This window comes from Knoellia aerolata DSM 18566, from assembly GCF_000768695.1.
Classification (GTDB): Bacteria; Actinomycetota; Actinomycetes; order Actinomycetales; family Dermatophilaceae; genus Knoellia; species Knoellia aerolata.
In genome coordinates this window covers 104,438-122,072 of record NZ_AVPL01000005.1, presented here as the reverse complement: position 1 = coordinate 122,072, position 17,635 = coordinate 104,438, and the positions used below count along the sequence as shown (strand labels likewise).

The following is a 17,635-nucleotide window of genomic DNA, read 5'->3' as shown; positions in this document are numbered from 1 at the left end:
GGTGCCTGCGGTGCGACGGCGGCGTGGCTGGTGGTGGCGGCATACATGCTGGCTCCTGACGGGGCTGGGGGGACGGGACCGGTGGGGGCGGGGCCGGCCGGGCCGTCGGGACCGCCGGGGGTCCCGGCCGGCATCGGCGCGCCCTGCGCGGTGGAGGACCAGGCCGGGACGCCGTCCCTGCCCTGCTGGTGGCGCCAGAGCAGCCACGCGACGATGGCGAGCGGGATGACTCCCCAGCCGATGAGGAAGCCGTTGTCGCCGAAGACGATCGCCGCGATGACCAGGACCGCGATGACCGAGAGGACGATGGCCCCGGTGGCACCTGTGCCACCGCCGGAGAGGGCGTCGCGCGCCATGATCCGGCCGTCCTCGTCCGGCAGGAGCAGCCAGGCGACGAGGTAGGCGACGATGCCGAAGCCGCCGAAGAGGGTGAGCGCGATGAAGGCCGCGCGGATGAGGACCGGGTCCACGTCGACGCGGCGGGCGATGCCGGAGCTCACGCCGGCGAACCACTGGCGGGAGCGGTCGCGGCGCAGGCCGGTCGCGAGGATGTCGTCCCAGAAGCGGCTCGACTGCGACGGCGGCTGCCACGGCGACTGCGGCTGCTGGGCCGGCGGCGGGCCGGGGTAGGGGGGAGCGGCTGGGCCGGTCGGGCCGGTCGGCCCGCCGTCCGCGGGGTGGGGTGTCTGCGTCATGTCTCCCACAGTGGCGGAGCGCGCGGCCCACGGCCATGAGGGTCGACCCTGACGACTCCCTGAGGTGACCCCCACGCCACCCCGGCCATCGCCGCGGTCCCGCTCCCCGTGCGTCAGGATGGGGGTGTGCCCACACCGTACGAGCGCGTCGCGCCACCGACGGACCTCCCCGCACCCGGGAGGCCGCCGCTGACCCGACCCCTGCACGGCCGGTGGATCGGGGGGGTGTGCGCCGGCATCGCCGACCACCTCGGGATCAGCCGGCGCTGGGTCCACCTCACCGTCGTCGTCCTCGCGCTCGTCGGGCCGGGCATCCCCATCTACCTCTTCCTCTGGGCGGTGACCCCGTCGAGCGACACCCGCGGCGAGCAGCGCGAGCCGGGGGCGCTGCGCGCGGTGTCCGGCCTCGGGGAGTCGCGCTGGGGCGTGACGGTGGCGATCGGCGGGTTGCTCGTCTTCGTCGGCACCGTCGTCGGGCTGCAGTTCGCCGGGGTCGACGTGCGCGCCGGGGTGCTCCTGCCGCTGCTCCTCATCGCCGCAGGCGTCGCCGTGGCGTGGTCGCACCTCGACGACGCCGAGCGCACGAAGTGGCTGGGCACGCAGGAGCAGGACCGCGGGCGGATGTGGGTGCGCCTCGGCCTCGGGATCACCGTCGCGGTCATCGGCATCCTCGTCCTCACCATCCGCGGCAGCTCGCTGTCCGCCATGGGCGACGCCCTGCTCGCCACCTTGGCCGTCCTCGTCGGCGCGACGCTCATCGCGGCGCCCTGGGTGGTCCGGCTGTGGCGCGACTACCGCGAGGAGCAGGAGGTCGCGGCCCGCGCCAACGAGCGCGCCGACATCGCCGCCCACCTGCACGACTCGGTCCTCCAGACCCTCGCCCTCATCCAGCGGCGCTCCCACGACCCGGCCTCCGTGACCCAGCTCGCCCGCGCCCAGGAGCGCGAGCTGCGCTCGTGGCTGTATGCCGGCCCCGCCGGTTCCGACGAGACCCTCGCCACCGCGGTGACCGCGGCCGCCCACGACGTCGAGGACCTCCACGGGGTCGTCATCGACCTCGTCGTCACGGGCGACCGGCCCCTCGAGCAGCACGGCACGGCCCTGGCCAGGGCGATGCGCGAGGCGATGCTCAACGCGACCCGGCACGGGAAGCCGCCGGTGACGGCATACGTCGAGATCGGCCCGAACGGCGTCGAGGCGTTCGTGCGCGACCGCGGCGACGGGTTCGAGGTCGACGACGTGCCGGAGGACCGGCTCGGCGTGCGGGCCTCGATCCTCGGCAGGATGGCACGACACGGAGGCGGCGCCCGCGTCCGCCGCCGTGAGGACGGAACCGAGGTGGAGCTCACGCTGCCGCCCCTCGAAGGAGAGCACTGATGTCCACACCGACCCCGCCGGCAGCCGGCCGGACCCCCGCCCGCACCGGACCCGTGCGGGTCGTCCTCGTCGACGACCACCGGATGTTCCGCACGGGCGTGCGCAGCGAGCTCGCCGAGGAGGCCGGCGCCGCGATCGAGATCGTCGGTGAGGCCCCGGACGTCGAGGCGGCGGTCAAGGTCGTCCGCGAGACCCGGCCCGACGTCGTGCTGCTCGACGTCCACCTCCCCGGTGGCACGGGCAAGGGCGGAGCCGACGTCATCAACGGCTGCTTCGGCGTGGAGAGCGAGGCCGGCGCCCCGGTCCGCTTCCTCGCGCTGTCGGTGTCGGACGCGGCCGAGGACGTCATCGCGGTCATCCGCGCCGGCGCCCGGGGCTACGTCACCAAGACGATCACCGCGCGCGACCTCCACACGGCGGTGCGCCGCGTGGCCGACGGGGACGCGGTCTTCTCCCCGCGGCTCGCGGGCTTCGTCCTCGACGCCTTCGGTGCGGCGGCGGGGGAGATCGCCGAGGTCGACGAGGAGCTCGACCGCCTGTCCGCGCGCGAGCGCGAGGTGATGCGGCTCATCGCCCGCGGCTACCAGTACAAGGAGGTCGCCAAGGAGCTCTTCATCTCGGTGAAGACGGTCGAGACGCACGTGTCGTCGGTGCTCCGCAAGCTCCAGCTGTCCTCCCGCCACGAGCTCACGGCGTGGGCCATGGGGCGCCGGCTGGTCTGAGGGGCGGGCCGATACCCTCGGCCGCATGGAGCTCCTCATCAACCTCGTCGTCGTCCTTCACCTGCTCGGCCTCGCCGCCATCGTCGGCAGCGCCGTCTTCGTGGCACGGGGCGTGCCGACCCCCGCGCTCGTGTGGGGAGCCCGCGCCCAGCTCGTCACCGGGCTCGTGCTCGTCGGCCTGAACCAGGCCGCGGACGAGCCGGTCGACAACACCAAGATCGCGGTCAAGCTCGTCGTGGCGCTCGCCGTCGCGGCCTGCGCCGAGATCGCCGCCGGACGCGAGCGCCGTGGTCAGGGCAGGCCCGAGCTCGTCCACGCCGCCGGTGGGCTGGCCGTCCTCAACACCCTCGTCGCGGTCCTCTGGACCTGAGCGGACGGCGGCCGGTCGGTCAGGGGATGAGGAGCAGCTTGCCCTGTGTGCGGCGGCCCTCGAGGTCGGCGTAGGCGGTGCGCGCGTCCGCGAGCGGGTATCGCCCACCGATGCTCACCTGCACGTCACCGCTCTCGATCCAGCCGAAGAGCTCGGTGGCCCGGGCGCGCAGCTCCTCGGGTGTCGCGACGTGGGCGCCGAGGCTCGGCCGGGTGACGAAGAGCGAGCCCATCGCGTTGAGCCGCTGCAGGTCGAAGGGCGGGACCTGGCCGCTGGCGGCACCGTAGAGCACGAGGAGACCGCGCGGTCGCAGGGAGGCCAGCGACGCCTCGAACGTGTCCTTGCCGACGCCGTCGTAGGCCACGTCGACGCCCCGCCCGTCCGTGCGCTCGCGGACCGCGGCCGCGACGTCGTCGACCTCGGCGTAGTTGATGAGCTCGTCGGCGCCTCGCTCGCGCGCGGTCTCGAGCTTCGCGGCCGAGCCGGCGGTGGCGATGACGCGGCCGCCGCGCCTGGTGACCATCTGGGTGAGCAGCTGCCCGACGCCGCCGGCGGCGGCGTGGACGAGGGCCACGGTGCCCTGCTGGACGGCATACGTGCTCGTCGTGAGGTAGTGCGCCGTGAGGCCCTGGAGCATCGCGGCGGCCGCGGTCTGGAGGTCGACGCCCGACGGGACGTGCACGAGGTTCTTCGTGTCCACGGTGGCGTAGGCCCGGGCGGAGCCGAGGCCCTGCCCCCAGGCGACGCGGTCACCGACGACGAAGCTGCTCACGCCGGACCCGACCGCGACGACCTCGCCGGCGCCCTCGGTGCCGAGGACGAACGGCGTCGGCACCGGGTAGACCCCCTCGCGCTGGTAGACGTCGATGAAGTTGACGCCGGCGGCGGCGACCCGCACGAGGACCTGGTCGGCGGCGGGCTCACCGAGGGGCTCGTCGCGGACGTCGAGGACCTTGGGGCCGCCGTGACGGGTGACGACGAGGGCGGGAGCGGACTCGGGCAGTGCGGATCCGGAGGTCATCGACTCAGGCTAGCGAGAGCGGGCGGGACGGGTGCAGGTGGACCTCGGTGGCCTTGACGGCGAGGACGACGGCCGAGCCGCGGTGCAGGCGGAGCTCGGCGACGGCGGCCGGGGTGACGTCGGCGCTGAGCAGGTCGGTGCGGACCCGGACGAGGTGCCCGTGGGGTTCGAGCTCGGTGACGACCGCGTCGAGGCTGTTGCGGGGGCTGCCGTGCGGGTGGGTGAGGTGGATGCTCACCGCCGACGGGGCCACGACCGCGGCGACCGGCTGTCCGTCGGCGACCGGTGACTCGGCGAGCCCGTGGAGGAGGCGCCCGTCGGCCATGAGGAGGGCGCCGTCGCTGGCGACGCCGCGCACGAGGTTGAGGCCGGCAAACCGGGCCCCGAAGTCGCTGCGGGGGCGGCTGAGGACGCGGGTCGTCTCGCCCGTGTCGACGACCCGGCCGGCGTCCATGACGGCGACCCGGTCCGCGAGCAGGGCGGCGTCGAGGACCTCGTGGGTGACGAGGACGGTGGTGCGCTCGGCGAGGACCCGGCGCAGCAGGTCGCGGATCTCCGGGGCGGCCTCGGCGTCCAGCGCCGAGAGCGGCTCGTCGACGAGCAGGACGCGGGGCTCGGTCGCCAGGGCGCGGGCGATGGCGACGCGTTGCTGCTGCCCGCCGGACAGCTCGTGCGGCCGGCGGTGCGCGTGTGCCGTCATGCCCACCTCGTCGAGCCAGCGGGCCGCCGTGGCCGCGGCCTCGGTGCGTGACTGCCCGCGGGCCCGGGGGCCGAAGGCGACGTTGTCGCCGGCGTCGAGGTGGGGGAAGAGGCGCGCCTCCTGGGCGAGGAGGGCGATGCCGCGGTCGTGCGGGGCGACCCAGGTGCGCGTGCCGGTGTCGGAGAGGACCCGGTCGTCGAGCGCGACCGTGCCGCGGGGGTGGAGGAGCCCCGCGAGGGCCGCGAGGACGGTGGACTTGCCGGCCCCGTTGGGTCCGAGCAGCGCGAGGGTCTCGCCGGTCTCGACGACGAGGTCGACGGCGACGTCTCGGGACTCGAGGGCGATGTCGGCGGTGAGGGTCACGTCGCCCCCGCCACGAGGGAGTCGCGCCGGGCCCGGGTGAGGGCGATGACGAGGACGGCGACGCCGACGAGGACGAGGGAGAGGGCGACGGCGGCCTGTGGATCCCCCTCCCGCTGGAGGTAGATCTCGAGGGGGAGGGTGCGGGTCGTGCCCTGGAGCGAGCCGGCGAAGGTGATCGTCGCGCCGAACTCGCCGAGGCAGCGGGCGAAGGCGAGGACCGTCCCGGCGACGAGGCCGGGCAGCGCCAGGGGCAGGGTGACGCGCCGGAAGACGGTCGTCGGGCCGGCGCCGAGGGTGGCCGCGACGTCCTCGAAGCGGGTGCCGGCGGCGCGGAGGGCGCCCTCGAGGCTGAGCACGAGGAACGGCATCGCGACGAAGGTCTGCGCGATGACGACGGCGGTGGTCGAGAAGGCGATCTCCAGGCCGAGGACGTCGAGGGTGTCGCCGAGGAGCCCTCGGCGACCGAACGCCTGCAGCAGGGCGATGCCGCCGACGACCGGCGGCAGGACGAGGGGCAGCAGGACGAGGGAGCGCAGCAGGGTGGCGGCGGCGCCGGTCGTGCGCGCGAGCACGACGGCGAGGGGGATGCCGAAGAGCAGGCAGAGCAGCGTGCTCACGGACGCCGTGCGCAGGCTGAGCCACAGCGCGTCGGTCGACGCTTCGGACGTGACGAGCGGCCCGAACTCGCGCCAGTCGACGGTCAGCGCCATCGCGACGACCGGGACCGCGACGAGCAGCGCGCCGAGGGCTGCGGGGACGAGCAGCCAGCGTGGGATCGTGAGGCTCGGCAGCCGGGTCACGGTGCCGCGAATCCCGCGGCCTGCAGCACCGACTGGCCCTCGGCGCCCGTGACGGCCGCGACGAACTCCTCGGCGAGCGCCGCGTCGTCGGCGCGCGTGAGCGTCGCGATCGGGTACGTGCTGCGGGCCGACGCGGCCTCGGCGACGTCGAGCCCGGCGACCTCGTCACCGGCGCCCGCGACGTCGGTGACGTAGACCAGGCCGGCGTCGGCCTCTCCGGAACGGACCTTGCCGAGCACGTCGGTGACGGACTGCTCCTCGCTGACCGGCCGGATGTCGATGCCGGCAGCCTGCTCGACGGCGACGCTGGCCGCGCCGCAGGGGACGGCGGGTGCGCAGAGCACGACCTTGGCGCCGGGGTCGGCGAGGTCGCCGAGCGACCGGATGCCCGCGGGGTTGTCCTTCGGCACGACGATCTGGAGCCGGTTGGAGGCGAACGGCGTCGGCTCGCCGGCGACGAGGCCCTCGGCCACCGCCGTGTCCATCGTCGGCTCGTTGGCCGTGGCGAGGACGTCGGCGGGGGCGCCGTCGGCGAGCTGGGCGACGAGTCCGGACGAGCCGCCGAAGCCGAACCGGACCGTGACGCCGGGGTGGTCGCCCTCGAAGTCGGAGCCGATCCTCTCGAACGACCGCTGCAGCGAGGCCGCGGCGAGGACGGTGAGCGTCCGCGCGGGAGGGTCCTGCGGGGTTCCCGTGGTGCCGGCGCTGCCCTGCGAGCACCCGGCCAGGAGCGTGAGGGCGGCGACGGTCACGGGTGCGCGGACGGCGAAGGGTGCGCGGACGGCATACGGCCTCGTCATGGAGTCTCCACGATGACGGAGGTCGACTTCACGACGGCGACGGCGACGGAACCGGGCTCGAGACCGAGCTCGCGGACCGCCTCGCTCGACATGAGCGAGACGACGCGGAACGGACCGCACTGGAGCTCGACCTGCGCCATGACCGTGTCCATCGTGATGTGGGTGACGAGGCCGACGAAGCGGTTGCGGGCCGAGCGGCCCACGGTGGACGGGTCGGTCGCGGCCCGTGACTGCTCCCGGGCCAGCAGCGCGACGGCGTGCCCGTCGACGGTCTTGCGGCCTGACTCGTCGACCCCGGCCGTGAGGGTGCCGCTGTCGACCCAGCGCCGGACGGTGTCGTCGCTGACCCCGAGGTACATGGCGGCTTCGGAGAGGCGCATCTGCGGCATGGAACCGATCCTAGCGCCGCATCCGCGGATCCGTGGTCAGGTGCGGAGGTCGAGGAGGACGTCGTCGAGCATCGCCGGGGTGAGCCGTCCGGTGTAGGTGTTGTGCGGGCTCACGTGGTAGCAGCCGACGAGGCGAACCGCCACGCCGGCAGGGGTGCGCAGCTCGGCCTCGGCGGCGTGCCCGAAGCGTGGTCGCGGCCTCGGGACGTCCCACCGGAGCGCGGAGGTGGCGGCGAGGACGCCCTTCCAGCCGATCTCGCCCAGCGTCATGATGACCCGCAGGCGCTCACCGAGCAGCTCGAGGTCGCGGCCGAGCCAGGTCGCGCAGGTCGCGCGCTCGCTCGGGGTGGGGGCGTTGGCGGGCGGGGCGCACCGCACCGCTGCCACGATGCGTATGCCGCGCAGCTCCAGGCCGTCGCCCGCACCCACCGAGGTCGGCTGGGTCGCGTAGCCGGTGCGGTGCAGGGCGGCGTAGAGGAAGTCGCCCGACGCGTCGCCGGTGAACATCCGGCCGGTGCGGTTGGTGCCGTTGGCGGCCGGGGCGAGCCCGACGATGAGGGCGTCGGCGTCCGGGTCGCCGAACGAGGGGCCGGGGCGCCCCCAGTAGGGCTGACCCGCGAACGAGGCCCGGCGGCCCTCTCTCGCAACGGTCTCGCGCCACTCGACCAGTCGGGTGCACGCCCGGCAGACGCTCACGCGGGCGTCGAGGTCTTCGAGGGTGGTGGCGCTCGCGGCGAGGGCGCGGACCTCGTCGGCGTCGTGGGCGACGGGAGTCGTCGGCTGCGCCGGGTCGCCGGGCCAGCCGGTCCCTGGTGGGACGGGGGAGAGGAACGGCTCGCCGGTGAGGGGGTGCGGGTCGGGTCCGGCCCGCACGACCCCGTCGTCGGGACTCACGGCGTGGCGTCGTCCTCGTCGCTCTCGTCGGGCTCGGGGGGCGTGTCCTGGCCGTCCCGCTCGTCGCGGTCGGCCCACTCGAGGAGCGGGGCGATGTCGAAGACGGCGTCGTCGATGCCGGCGTGGAGGTCGCCGAGCTCGGCGAAGCGCTGGGGGACGGTCGCGATGGTGAAGTCCTGCGGCTCGACGGCGTCGACCTCGTCCCACGCGATCGGCGTGGACACGGTGCCGATCGTGTTGCCGCGCACCGAGTACGCGCAGGCGATGGTGTGGTCGCGGGCGTTCTGGTTGTAGTCGACGAAGACCGCCTCGGGGTCGCGGTCCTTGCGCCACCACGTCGTCGTGACGTCCTCGGGTGCCCGGCGCTCGACCTCTCGGGCGAAGGCCAGCGCCGCGCGCCGCACGTCCTGGAACCCGTGGTCGGGCCGGATGCGGACGTAGACGTGGAGGCCGTGGCCGCCACTCGTCTTGGGGAAGCCGGTGGCACCGAGCTCGTCGAGCACCTCGTGGGCGACGTGGGCGACCCGACGGACCCGGTCGAACGGGGCGTCGGGCATGGGGTCGAGGTCGATGCGCCACTCGTCCGGCTTCTCGGTGTCGGCCCGGCGGCTGTTCCACGGGTGGAACTCGACGGTGCTCATCTGGACGGCCCAGACGATGTGCGCGAGGTCGGTGGGGCACAGCTCGTCGGCGTGCAGCCCGTAGCGGGGGAAGTGCAGCCGCACCGTCTCCAGCCACGGCGGCGCGCCTCGGGGGACGCGCTTCTGGTGGACCTTGTTCCCGTCGACGCCGTCGGGGAAGCGGTGGAGCATCGTCGGACGCTCGCGCAGGGCGTTGAGGATCCCGTCGCCCACGGAGATGTAGTAGTTCGCGAGGTCGAGCTTGGTCTCGCCGCGCGCGGAGAAGTACACGCGCTCGGGACTCGACAGCCTCACCTCGTGGCCGGCCACGTCGAGGTGGACCGGTTCCCCGAACTCACCCTTGCGAGAAGCCATGCACCACACCGTATGCCGTCGGCCCACCGTCGCGGGGCGCGATGGGTGGCGGCTCAGGCCGTGAGGTCCCAGGCGTCGGCGTCGTGGTCGGCGAGGAACTCCTCGGCGATCTGCAGCATGACGTGCTCGGGTGGTTGGCCGGCCCAGGGGTCGGGTGGGCCGGTGTCGAGGCGATCGACGCTCCGTCGCCGGCGTCTCATCTGCTCGAGGCGGCTCGACAGGACGCGGTCATAGGAGCCCCGGGTGAGGTCCCAGGTGACGGATCGACCGTGCTCGTCGGGCGGATGCACGGTGGCGACGAGCCGTCGGTCGTGGACGAGGGTGTGGTGTCGCTGGCAGAGCAGGGCGGCGTTGTCGAGATCGGACGTGCCGCCGTCCGCCCAGTGCACGAGGTGGTGCGCCTCGGCCCAGCCGGGCGGCATGTCGCAGCCGGGGAAGGAGCAGCCCCGGTCGCGGTGCCACAGGGCCCGGCGCTGGGGGCGGGTGAAGAGGCGGACCGCCCGACCGAGGTCGAGGACCTCTCCCGCGGAGCCGAGCACGACGGGGATGACGTCGGCGTCGCACGCGAGCCGGCGCATCGTGGCCGGCGCGAGGATCGTCTGCTGGGCCCGCGACACCATGACCTGGCCGGATCCGGTCGGCGCCTCGCTGCCGGCGGCGCGCAGGTCGTCCAGACCCATGGCGACGTGAACGGTCGTGGCCGCCCCGCCGGGTGTGCCGTCGGCGGCGTCCGCGCGAACGGCACGGGCGCAGACGGCGGCGAGGGCCTCGACTCGGCGCTGTCCCGCCGGGCGCAGGTCTCGCTCACCGGTCGCGTCGTTCGGAGCGGGCCGGGACAGTGGGCCGATCGCCGCCTCGAGGGTGGCGGCCTGCTCCGGTGTCATCGCCATCCGGTACTCGGTGACGTCCCCGTCGGCGACCTGCGGGCTCGACAGGTAGGCGCCACTGCGGAGACGCCGGTCCTGGTCGTCGAGCTCGCCGGCCAGGCCGTGGGCGGCGAGAAGGCTCGTCCGGATCTTCTTCGCCTCGGCGGCTCCCCACTGCACCCCGTGGTCGAGGATCGCCGTGGCCACGGTGGGCACCGCCTCCGGAACGAGCAGCTCCTTCATGCGCGCGACCTCGCGCAGTGCCGTCAGCGCCAGCGCCGGGCCGACCTCACCGGTGACGACCCGGGCCCAGACGACGCCCTCGGCCCGGGTCGGGTCGGCATACGCCCCGGCATCCGGCCCGTGCGTGCTCCAGAGGCCCCCGGGCACCGAGCAGGCGACGTCCTGCGCCAGCGCAGCGACCTGTCCGGCGCCGCTCTGGCGCAGCGACGGTGCGTGCTCGCGCACCCAGGCGTGGAGCGACCCGACGCCACGCCGGGCGGCACTGAACTCGCCGCGGTGGGCTGCCTCGGCGGCGACACGCACCTGGGACGCCCCGGCCCGCGACCTCACCTCGTCGGTCAACGCCATGACCTCGGCGAGCTCCGGTCCGCTCATCCGGGCCAGCGCCTCCCCGAGCCCCTCGGTCCCCAGCGCCTCTCGCGCACCCTCGAGCGCCGCGCGAAGCGTGGCGACGGGGGAGGTGGACGGCTGATGCATACCTCCATTCTCCTAGAACGCATGTTCGATGTCAACGGATCAGCACGGGAAAGTTCAGGTGGATGTCGCACTGCCACAACGTAATCGGCGCCGTCGTGACCTCGCAGGGCACGCCCTGCGGCCGCACGGCATACGAGGTAGTTGACATCACTACCTAGGTCGGACCACCATCTAGCCATGGCACGACCCGTGGTGCGTGAGGACAGGCAGAGCCAGTGGCTCAAGGGCGTCCTCGACCTCGCGGTGCTCGCCGCGTTGGCCCGGGAGACGTCGGCGTACGGCTACACGCTCATGGCCTCGCTCGCCGAGCTCGGTTTCGAGGGCATCAAGGGCGGCACGATCTACCCGCTGCTCGGTCGACTCGAGGACGAGGGGCTGGTGCGCAGCAAGTGGGTGACCGGCTCGTCGGGGCCGCCGCGGAAGTACTTCTGGCTCACGGCCGCGGGCCGGGCGGAGCTCGACGCGGGGCGCGCGGGGTGGTGCGCGTTCTCCGCCACGATGACCACGGCTCTGGAGGGCTGACATGACGACGTCGAGGTGGCACTACGCCAAGGAGCTCGCCGAGCAGCTCCGGATCAACGGGGTTCCGGAGCCCCAGGTCCGGGACATCGTCGCCCAGGTCGAAGGCCACGCGGCGGCCACCGGCGAGGACCTCGTCGACGCGTTCGGCCAACCGGTCGACTACGCGGCGCAGTGGCGGTCGCTCTCGCCGAGACGGTGGATCGGGCAGGTCCTGCTGGGCGGGGTACCCGCCCTGGGCGTCGCCTCGGGAGTGAAGGCGATGTTCGCAGGGGGTGAGTGGTCGAGCGCCGTTGCGCTCGACCGGTCGGACCTCACCGGCTTCCTCGTGATGTTCGCGGTCGTCGGTCTCGTGCCATGGACGGTGGGCCTCACTGAGAGTCGGCGCCGAGCAGCGGCGCTCGGCAGCACCGCCGTGCCGTCGGTCTGGCCGTACCGGGTCGCGGTCCCCGTCGTGTTCGGAATCGTCGTGGCTCTGGTCACCTGGGCCCTCGGCGGTTCGGCGTCGACCCTGCTCGTGGAGGTCCCCCGGTGGGTGCTCGCGGTGGTCGGCGTCGTGGGGATCTCCAGCGTGGTGTTCCTGGGTCCGGCCCCCAACAGCGCCGGCCAGCTCCCGGATCGGCCGTGGGCGCCACCCCACTCGTGGAGGACGAGGGTGCGCCGGGCGTTCATCAACCGGTAGCCACGGGCGGCTGCGCCCCGCTGGGCAGACCGAGGACGAGGCGGGTCCTGTGAGTGCCACGACGTAGGGTTGTCGGTGAGATGAGCACCCTTTTCGACGGTCTGGACTTCGGCGACGCCGGCGCCCCGAGTGACCCCGCTGCTGCCCCCACGACCGATGCCGGCGCACACGAGAGCGCCCACGCGGCCCTCGTCAACGCCGCCGGGGTCCCCTCGTGGGCGACCTCCGACGACCAGGCCCCGCCGGAGCCCGCCTGGGGCGCCCGCCCGCAGGACGCCGACGCCCTCCTCGAGGGTCTCAACCAGGAGCAGCGCGAGGCCGTGCTCCACGCGGGCGGCCCGCTGCTCATCATCGCCGGGGCCGGCTCGGGCAAGACTCGCGTCCTCACCCACCGCGTCGCCCACCTCCTGGCGGCCCGCGGGGTCCAGCCCGGCCAGGTCCTCGCCATCACCTTCACCAACAAGGCCGCCGCCGAGATGCGCGAGCGCGTCCAAGAGCTCGTCGGGCCGCGCGCCAGGGCGATGTGGGTCATGACGTTCCACAGCGCGTGCGTGCGCATCCTGCGCCGCGAGGCCGGCAAGGTCGGCATGAAGTCGACCTTCTCCATCTACGACGCCGCCGACAGCCAGCGGCTCATGGCGATGGTCATCCGCGACATGGACCTCGACCCCAAGCGCTACAACCCGCGCACGTTCACCCACCAGGTGAGCAACCTCAAGAACGAGCTCATCGACGAGGAGACGTATGCCGCCCGCGTGGGTTCGGAGCCCAGCGCTGAGAACCCCGGTGGCACCCATACGGAACGACTCCTCGCGGAGGCGTACACGGCATACCAACGTCGTCTGCGGCAGGCGAACGCCCTCGACTTCGACGACATCATCATGCTCACGGTCAACATGTTCCAGGCGTTCCCCGACGTCGCCGAGCACTACCGGCGGCGCTTCCGCCACGTCATGGTCGACGAGTACCAGGACACCAACCACGCGCAGTACCAGCTCATCCGCGAGCTCGTGGGGCACGAGAGCAAGCGTGGTGAGCACGCCGTCGAGCCGAGCGAGCTCGTCGTCGTCGGTGACGCGGACCAGTCGATCTACGCCTTCCGCGGCGCGACGATCCGCAACATCGTCGAGTTCGAGGAGGACTACCCGGACGCCCGGACCATCCTGCTCGAGCGCAACTACCGCTCGACCCAGACGATCCTCACGGCCGCCAACGCGGTCATCTCGCGCAACGAGTCACGCCGCAAGAAGAACCTGTGGACCGACTCCGGCTCGGGCGCGCCGATCGTCGGCTACGTCGGCGACAACGAGCACGACGAGGCGTCGTTCGTCGCCCGCACCATCGACAAGCTCGGCGACGAGCACGGCGTCAAGCCCGGCGACGTGGCCGTGTTCTACCGGACCAACGCCCAGTCCCGCGCCCTCGAGGAGGTCTTCGTCCGCGTCGGCCTGCCCTACAAGGTCGTCGGCGGCACCCGGTTCTACGAGCGCCGCGAGGTCAAGGACGCGCTGGCCTACCTGCGCGTCCTGTCCAACCCGGCCGACACGGTCAACCTCCGTCGTATCCTCAACGTGCCCAAGCGTGGCATCGGCGACCGGGCCGAGGCCGTCGTCGCCGCCCTGGCCGAGCGCGAGCGCATCACCTTCGTCGAGGCGCTGGGCCGCCCCGAGGACGCCCCCGGGATCGCCACCCGCTCGGTCACGTGCATCAAGGGCTTCACGGCGCTGCTCGAGGACCTCGGCAGGGTGCGCGACGACGACGAGGCCGGGGTCGCCGACCTGCTCGAGGCCATCGTCGAGAAGTCCGGCTACCTCGCCGAGCTGCGCGCCAGCCACGACCCGCAGGACGAGACCCGGATCGAGAACCTCGCCGAGCTCGTCGCCGTGGCGCAGGAGTTCGACGAGGCCCGCGCCGAGACCGGTGAGGTCAACTCGCTGGAGGACTTCCTCGAGCAGGTCTCCCTCGTCGCCGACGCCGACGAGATCCCCGACTCGGCCGAGGCGGAGGAGCAGGGCGTCGTCACCCTCATGACGCTGCACACCGCCAAGGGCCTGGAGTTCCCCGTCGTCTTCCTCACCGGGATGGAGGACGGCACCTTCCCGCACCTGCGCTCCCTCGGCGACCCCAAGGAGCTCGAGGAGGAGCGACGCCTCGCCTACGTCGGCATCACCCGCGCCCGCGAGCGGCTCCACCTGTCCCGGGCGGCGGTGCGCTCCGCGTGGGGTGCACCCCAGTACAACCCGCCGAGCCGGTTCCTCGACGAGATCCCCGTCGACCTGCTGACGTGGGAGCGCGAGCTCAGCGGCGCCGCGGCGATCGGCCACCGGGGCCAGCGCCCCGCCGTGGCCTCGCTCGCGGCCCGGCCCGGCGTCCGGTCGCCCGGCAACCGACCCGTCATCCCGCTCTCGGACGGCGACAAGGTCACCCACGACACGTTCGGCATGGGCACCGTGCTCCGCACGATGGGCGAGGGCGACAAGACCCAGGCCGAGGTCGACTTCGGGGGGGAGACCGGCGTCAAGCGCTTCCTGCTCCGCTTCGCCCCCCTCGAGAAGCTCTGACCGGCACCACCCCCGACTTATTGCGCATTCCGGCCCCGCGACCACGACTTATTGCGCATTCCGTACAACGGAATGCGCAATAAGTCGGTCGCGTACGGCCGGAATGCGCAATAAGAGCGACCGGCAATTGGGGTCGATGAGGTTGATGTGACTGGTGTGTCGATGAGGGAGGGCACGGACCCGCGAGCACACGATGGGAGTGTCTACGTCCTGTCGCGCATCGGGAGGGTCCGTGCCCCTGGTTCCAGCATCCCTGATCGAGCCGTTGTGGGTCGAGTTCGCAGCGTTGATCGGCGCGGCGGATCGTCCCGAGTACAGCCCGGGTCATCCGTTGGGTTGCCACCGTCATCGCGTCGATGACCGGACCGTGTTCGACTGCGTCATCGCTGCGTTGGTCCATGGCAGCGGCTACGAGCGGGTCGCGGTCCCGGGCTGCTCGGACCGCACCATCCGCCGTCGCCTGCAGGAGTGGGCCCAGGCTGGCGTGAGCAAAGCCCTGCTCCGCACGGCGCTGGCCGGGTACGACCGGATGCTCGGGCTCGAGCTGGACGACCTGTGCGTGGACGGGTCGATCACCAAGTCCCCCTGTGGCGGTGAGGTATCCGGCCGCTCACCGGTGGATCGTGGCAAACAAGGCACGAAACGCTCGGTGGTCACCGACGCAGGCGGACTGCCGCTGCACCTGGTCGCCGCAGCCGCCGGCGCCCATGACTCACCCCTGCTCGAACCCACCCTCGCCGGTGTTCCCGACGCGGTCGGGCCGTTGCCCGCCACGGCCTGCGTGCACCTGGACGCCGGGTACGACTCGGGCAAGACCCGAGACCTGCTGCACCTCCTGGGCTATGAGCACCGGATCGCGACCAAGGGCAAACCCTCACCGATCCAGGTCGGCAAACGCTGGGTCGTCGAGCGCACCCACTCCTGGATGAACGGCTTCGGCAAACTCCGTCGCAGCACCGACAAACAACGCGTCACCGTGGAGTTCTTCCTCTTCCTCGCCGCAGCAATCACCGTCGCGCGCAGACTCATCAACACCGCCCGCACCCACTACCGATGGGACACCCGTCCCACGACCCGACGACTCCGATGAACCCAATTGCCGGTCGGTCTAAGTCGGCCGGGGCGTCGGCCCGGCACGCGACGGGCACGGGCGGCGGACGACGAAGGGCGGCACCCGGGAACGGGTGCCGCCCTTGCGACGTGGTGGTGCGGACCCTCAGGTCACTGCAGGCCCTTCGCGGCCAGCCACGGTGCCGGGTTGACGGCGCCGCCACCCTTGGGGTGGATCTCGAGGTGCAGGTGCGGGCCGGTCGAGCGGCCGGTGTTGCCGGTGCGACCGACGACGTCGCCGGCCAGGACCGTGTCGCCGACGCTCACGGCGTAGCTGTCCATGTGCGCGTAGAAGGACTCGGTGCCCTCCCAGTACCTGATCTTCACGAGCCGGCCCATGTTGCCGTTGGTGCCGACGAAGGTCACGGTGCCTCGCGACATGGCGCGCAGCGGCGTGCCGACCGGGCAGCCGAAGTCGTTGCCCCAGTGCATGCGTCCCCAGCGCATGCCGTAGCCGGACGTGAACGACGCACCGGCGATGGGCGAGACCCAGCGCTTGCCCTCACGGGCGTCCTTGGCCTTGGCGGCGGCGACGGCGGCAGCCTTGGCCTTGGCCGCCGCGGCGACGGCCGCGGCCTTGGCCTTGGCGGCTGCGGCGACGCGTGCCTGGTAGCGGGAGACGCGCTCCTGCTCCGTCGCGCGGCCCTGGAGGGCTGCGGTCTGGATCGCGACCTGCTGGCGGCGCGTCGAGACGTCGGCCTGCTGGGCGACGTCGGTGGCGGCCTGCTCGCGAGCGACCTGGGTCTGTGCGGCGGTGAGCTCGAGCGTCAGGGGAGACGACTCGGCCACGGACGCACCGGTGGCGGTGATGACCAGGGCCACGGCAGCGGCACTGGGCAACACGAAGCCCGGATGGAGGGCGCGCGGGACCCGACTAGTCGCAGCTTTGCGATGCCGGCCTCGGTGACGCCCCTCGTAAGAGGAGATCAAGACAGGGGTACCTCACGTGCAGGGGACACGGAAGCGTCTACCGTAGCGTGACCTGACCGTTATACAAATTCGGGATTGATTCGGCTGTGGATCGGTTAGGGGCGGCACCCCGGTGACCTGCGGCGTCACGCTGCGAAAGCGCTCTCGCGGTGAGGTGGATCACTGGCCGGAGCGTGCGGTTCGCCCCCCGGCCCGGTCGGCAGGCGGGCGCCGCCGGGTCGTCGTCCCGGTGCGGGTGCGTGGCGCGATGGGCGTCACCCCGGACGTGACCGTGCCGCCGTGCTGGTCCAGCTCGGCCAGCGCCGTGCAGATGCCGTGGGCGACGTCGCCGACGATCGGGAGCGACATGTGGCCGACCCCGTGCAGCCGGATGTTGCGCACGGAGAGGTCGGGGTGGCGCAGCGCGCCGTTGGCCTGCGGCACGATGACGAGGTCGGTGTCGGACCAGTAGCTGATGAAACGGGTCGTGCACCCCGGGGCGGGCTCGTCCAGCTCGCGGATGAGCCCGCTGTCCGGCCGCATCTGGCTGAGGATCCGCATGGGGAGGGCGTACGCGCCCCACGTGCCCTGGTGGGGGGTGCCCAGCGTGACGAGCGTGTGCACGCGGGCGTCGCCGCCCAGGCGGGTGACGTAGTAGCGCGCGATGAGGCCTCCGAGGCTGTGGCCGACGATGTGGATCTTCTCGTAGCCCGTCTCCGCGACGATCGCCTCGATCTCCTCGCCGAGCTGGGCCGCGGCGGTGCGCACGTCGGCGGTGAACGGCGAGTAGTTCATCGAGTAGACCGAGTTGAACCCGCGTCGCGTGAGCCCCCGCCGGAGCATCGCGAAGATCGAACGGTTGTCGATGAGCCCGTGCACGAGCAGGATCGGGGTTCCGGCCGCCTCGACGTTGGCGATGTGCAGCCCGCGCTGCACCGGGGCCAGGTGCTCGATCCGGTAACCCCGCCGGCTCTCGGCCCGGTCCTGGAAGATCCCGAGCGGGTAGGTCACGAGGTGGGTCGAGACCCACGCCCCCTCGATGGCCATGCCGATGACGGAGCGCGGGGTGAGCAGGGTGCCGAGGTCGCGGGCCGCGGAGCAGGTCGCGCCGACCGCGTGGTGGGCACGGCCCATCAGCGATC

18 protein-coding genes are annotated in these 17,635 nt (G+C 73.0%); 7 read left to right on the top strand and 11 right to left on the bottom strand.

What is annotated here, in order from left to right:
- On the bottom strand, positions 1-695 hold a 695-nt coding region (locus N801_RS04050; protein ID WP_035933131.1), incomplete at its 3' end, for a PspC domain-containing protein.
- Between the two features lie 126 nt (positions 696-821).
- Here N801_RS04050 and N801_RS04045 point away from each other — a divergent pair.
- Genes N801_RS04045 through N801_RS04035 form a run of 3 tightly spaced genes read left to right on the top strand, consistent with a single transcriptional unit; the run spans position 822 to position 3,164 of the window.
- Complete coding sequence (locus N801_RS04045) at positions 822-2,072, top strand: ATP-binding protein (protein WP_245618198.1); 1,251 nt, start codon at positions 822-824, stop codon at positions 2,070-2,072.
- Positions 2,072-2,794, top strand: a complete 723-nt coding sequence (locus N801_RS04040) for a LuxR C-terminal-related transcriptional regulator (protein ID WP_035933129.1) — start codon at positions 2,072-2,074, stop codon at positions 2,792-2,794. Before N801_RS04045 ends, N801_RS04040 begins: the two co-directional genes overlap by 1 nt.
- A gap of 25 nt (positions 2,795-2,819) precedes the next feature.
- On the top strand, positions 2,820-3,164 hold the full coding sequence (locus N801_RS04035; RefSeq protein WP_035933126.1) for a hypothetical protein: 345 nt from the start codon (positions 2,820-2,822) through the stop codon (positions 3,162-3,164).
- 19 nt (positions 3,165-3,183) lie between these two features.
- On the opposite strand, the gene N801_RS04030 is transcribed toward N801_RS04035, so the two are convergent.
- The 8 genes from N801_RS04030 to N801_RS19545 are packed head-to-tail and all read right to left on the bottom strand — an operon-like array spanning position 3,184 to position 10,712.
- Positions 3,184-4,185 (bottom strand): quinone oxidoreductase family protein, encoded by a 1,002-nt coding sequence (locus N801_RS04030; protein WP_052112572.1) that lies wholly within the window; start codon positions 4,183-4,185, stop codon positions 3,184-3,186.
- A 4-nt stretch (positions 4,186-4,189) separates the two neighbouring features.
- Positions 4,190-5,248 (bottom strand): sulfate/molybdate ABC transporter ATP-binding protein, encoded by a 1,059-nt coding sequence (locus N801_RS04025; RefSeq protein ID WP_035933121.1) that lies wholly within the window; start codon positions 5,246-5,248, stop codon positions 4,190-4,192.
- Positions 5,245-6,039 carry an ABC transporter permease gene (locus N801_RS04020; protein ID WP_211254666.1) on the bottom strand — a complete coding sequence of 265 codons (795 nt, stop codon included), beginning with the start codon at positions 6,037-6,039 and terminating at the stop codon, positions 5,245-5,247. Before N801_RS04020 ends, N801_RS04025 begins: the two co-directional genes overlap by 4 nt.
- A gap of 5 nt (positions 6,040-6,044) precedes the next feature.
- Positions 6,045-6,848, bottom strand: a complete 804-nt coding sequence (gene modA / locus N801_RS04015) for a molybdate ABC transporter substrate-binding protein (RefSeq protein ID WP_035933115.1) — start codon at positions 6,846-6,848, stop codon at positions 6,045-6,047.
- The gene (locus N801_RS04010) at positions 6,845-7,237 is read right to left on the bottom strand and encodes a TOBE domain-containing protein (RefSeq protein WP_035933112.1); all 393 of its coding nucleotides are present in this window, start codon (positions 7,235-7,237) and stop codon (positions 6,845-6,847) included. The genes modA and N801_RS04010 overlap by 4 nt, the downstream gene beginning before the upstream one ends.
- Positions 7,238-7,273: 36 nt before the next feature.
- Positions 7,274-8,131, bottom strand: coding sequence for a uracil-DNA glycosylase (locus N801_RS04005; protein ID WP_084108145.1), 858 nt, complete (start codon positions 8,129-8,131; stop codon positions 7,274-7,276).
- Positions 8,128-9,126, bottom strand: a complete 999-nt coding sequence (gene ligD, locus N801_RS04000) for a non-homologous end-joining DNA ligase (RefSeq protein ID WP_035933110.1) — start codon at positions 9,124-9,126, stop codon at positions 8,128-8,130. The genes N801_RS04005 and ligD overlap by 4 nt, the downstream gene beginning before the upstream one ends.
- A gap of 53 nt (positions 9,127-9,179) precedes the next feature.
- Positions 9,180-10,712 (bottom strand): HNH endonuclease signature motif containing protein, encoded by a 1,533-nt coding sequence (locus N801_RS19545; protein ID WP_052112571.1) that lies wholly within the window; start codon positions 10,710-10,712, stop codon positions 9,180-9,182.
- A 177-nt stretch (positions 10,713-10,889) separates the two neighbouring features.
- Between N801_RS19545 and N801_RS03990 the strand changes: the two genes are divergently transcribed.
- From N801_RS03990 to N801_RS03975, 4 genes are all read left to right on the top strand, one after another.
- Positions 10,890-11,234 carry a PadR family transcriptional regulator gene (locus tag N801_RS03990; RefSeq protein WP_035933108.1) on the top strand — a complete coding sequence of 115 codons (345 nt, stop codon included), beginning with the start codon at positions 10,890-10,892 and terminating at the stop codon, positions 11,232-11,234.
- Between the two features lies 1 nt (position 11,235).
- Entirely contained in the window at positions 11,236-11,913 is a 678-nt protein-coding gene (locus N801_RS03985) for a hypothetical protein (RefSeq protein ID WP_035933106.1), read from the top strand.
- 80 nt (positions 11,914-11,993) lie between these two features.
- On the top strand, positions 11,994-14,474 hold the full coding sequence (gene pcrA / locus N801_RS03980) for a DNA helicase PcrA (RefSeq protein ID WP_035933104.1): 2,481 nt from the start codon (positions 11,994-11,996) through the stop codon (positions 14,472-14,474).
- Positions 14,475-14,706: 232 nt separating this feature from the next.
- Entirely contained in the window at positions 14,707-15,564 is an 858-nt protein-coding gene (locus N801_RS03975; protein ID WP_035933102.1) for an IS5 family transposase, read from the top strand.
- A 131-nt stretch (positions 15,565-15,695) separates the two neighbouring features.
- On the opposite strand, the gene N801_RS03970 is transcribed toward N801_RS03975, so the two are convergent.
- Together N801_RS03970 and N801_RS03965 are read right to left on the bottom strand one after the other, a co-directional pair.
- On the bottom strand, positions 15,696-16,427 hold the full coding sequence (locus N801_RS03970) for a M23 family metallopeptidase (protein ID WP_156996452.1): 732 nt from the start codon (positions 16,425-16,427) through the stop codon (positions 15,696-15,698).
- Between the two features lie 246 nt (positions 16,428-16,673).
- Positions 16,674-17,627 (bottom strand): esterase/lipase family protein, encoded by a 954-nt coding sequence (locus tag N801_RS03965; protein ID WP_084108140.1) that lies wholly within the window; start codon positions 17,625-17,627, stop codon positions 16,674-16,676.
- Positions 17,628-17,635 lie beyond the last annotated feature (8 nt).

Bases quoted from the DNA above. Each gene is read 5' to 3' on its own strand.
- N801_RS04040 (WP_035933129.1), top strand. From the start codon at position 2,072: ATGTCCACACCGACCCCGCCGGCAGCCGGCCGGACCCCCGCCCGCACC.
- N801_RS04035 (WP_035933126.1), top strand. From the start codon at position 2,820: ATGGAGCTCCTCATCAACCTCGTCGTCGTCCTTCACCTGCTCGGCCTC.
- N801_RS04030 (WP_052112572.1), bottom strand. From the start codon at position 4,185: ATGACCTCCGGATCCGCACTGCCCGAGTCCGCTCCCGCCCTCGTCGTC.
- modA (WP_035933115.1), bottom strand. From the start codon at position 6,848: ATGACGAGGCCGTATGCCGTCCGCGCACCCTTCGCCGTCCGCGCACCC.
- N801_RS04010 (WP_035933112.1), bottom strand. From the start codon at position 7,237: ATGCCGCAGATGCGCCTCTCCGAAGCCGCCATGTACCTCGGGGTCAGC.
- ligD (WP_035933110.1), bottom strand. From the start codon at position 9,126: ATGGCTTCTCGCAAGGGTGAGTTCGGGGAACCGGTCCACCTCGACGTG.
- N801_RS19545 (WP_052112571.1), bottom strand. From the start codon at position 10,712: ATGCATCAGCCGTCCACCTCCCCCGTCGCCACGCTTCGCGCGGCGCTC.
- N801_RS03990 (WP_035933108.1), top strand. From the start codon at position 10,890: ATGGCACGACCCGTGGTGCGTGAGGACAGGCAGAGCCAGTGGCTCAAG.
- N801_RS03985 (WP_035933106.1), top strand. From the start codon at position 11,236: ATGACGACGTCGAGGTGGCACTACGCCAAGGAGCTCGCCGAGCAGCTC.
- pcrA (WP_035933104.1), top strand. From the start codon at position 11,994: ATGAGCACCCTTTTCGACGGTCTGGACTTCGGCGACGCCGGCGCCCCG.
- N801_RS03965 (WP_084108140.1), bottom strand. From the start codon at position 17,627: ATGGGCCGTGCCCACCACGCGGTCGGCGCGACCTGCTCCGCGGCCCGC.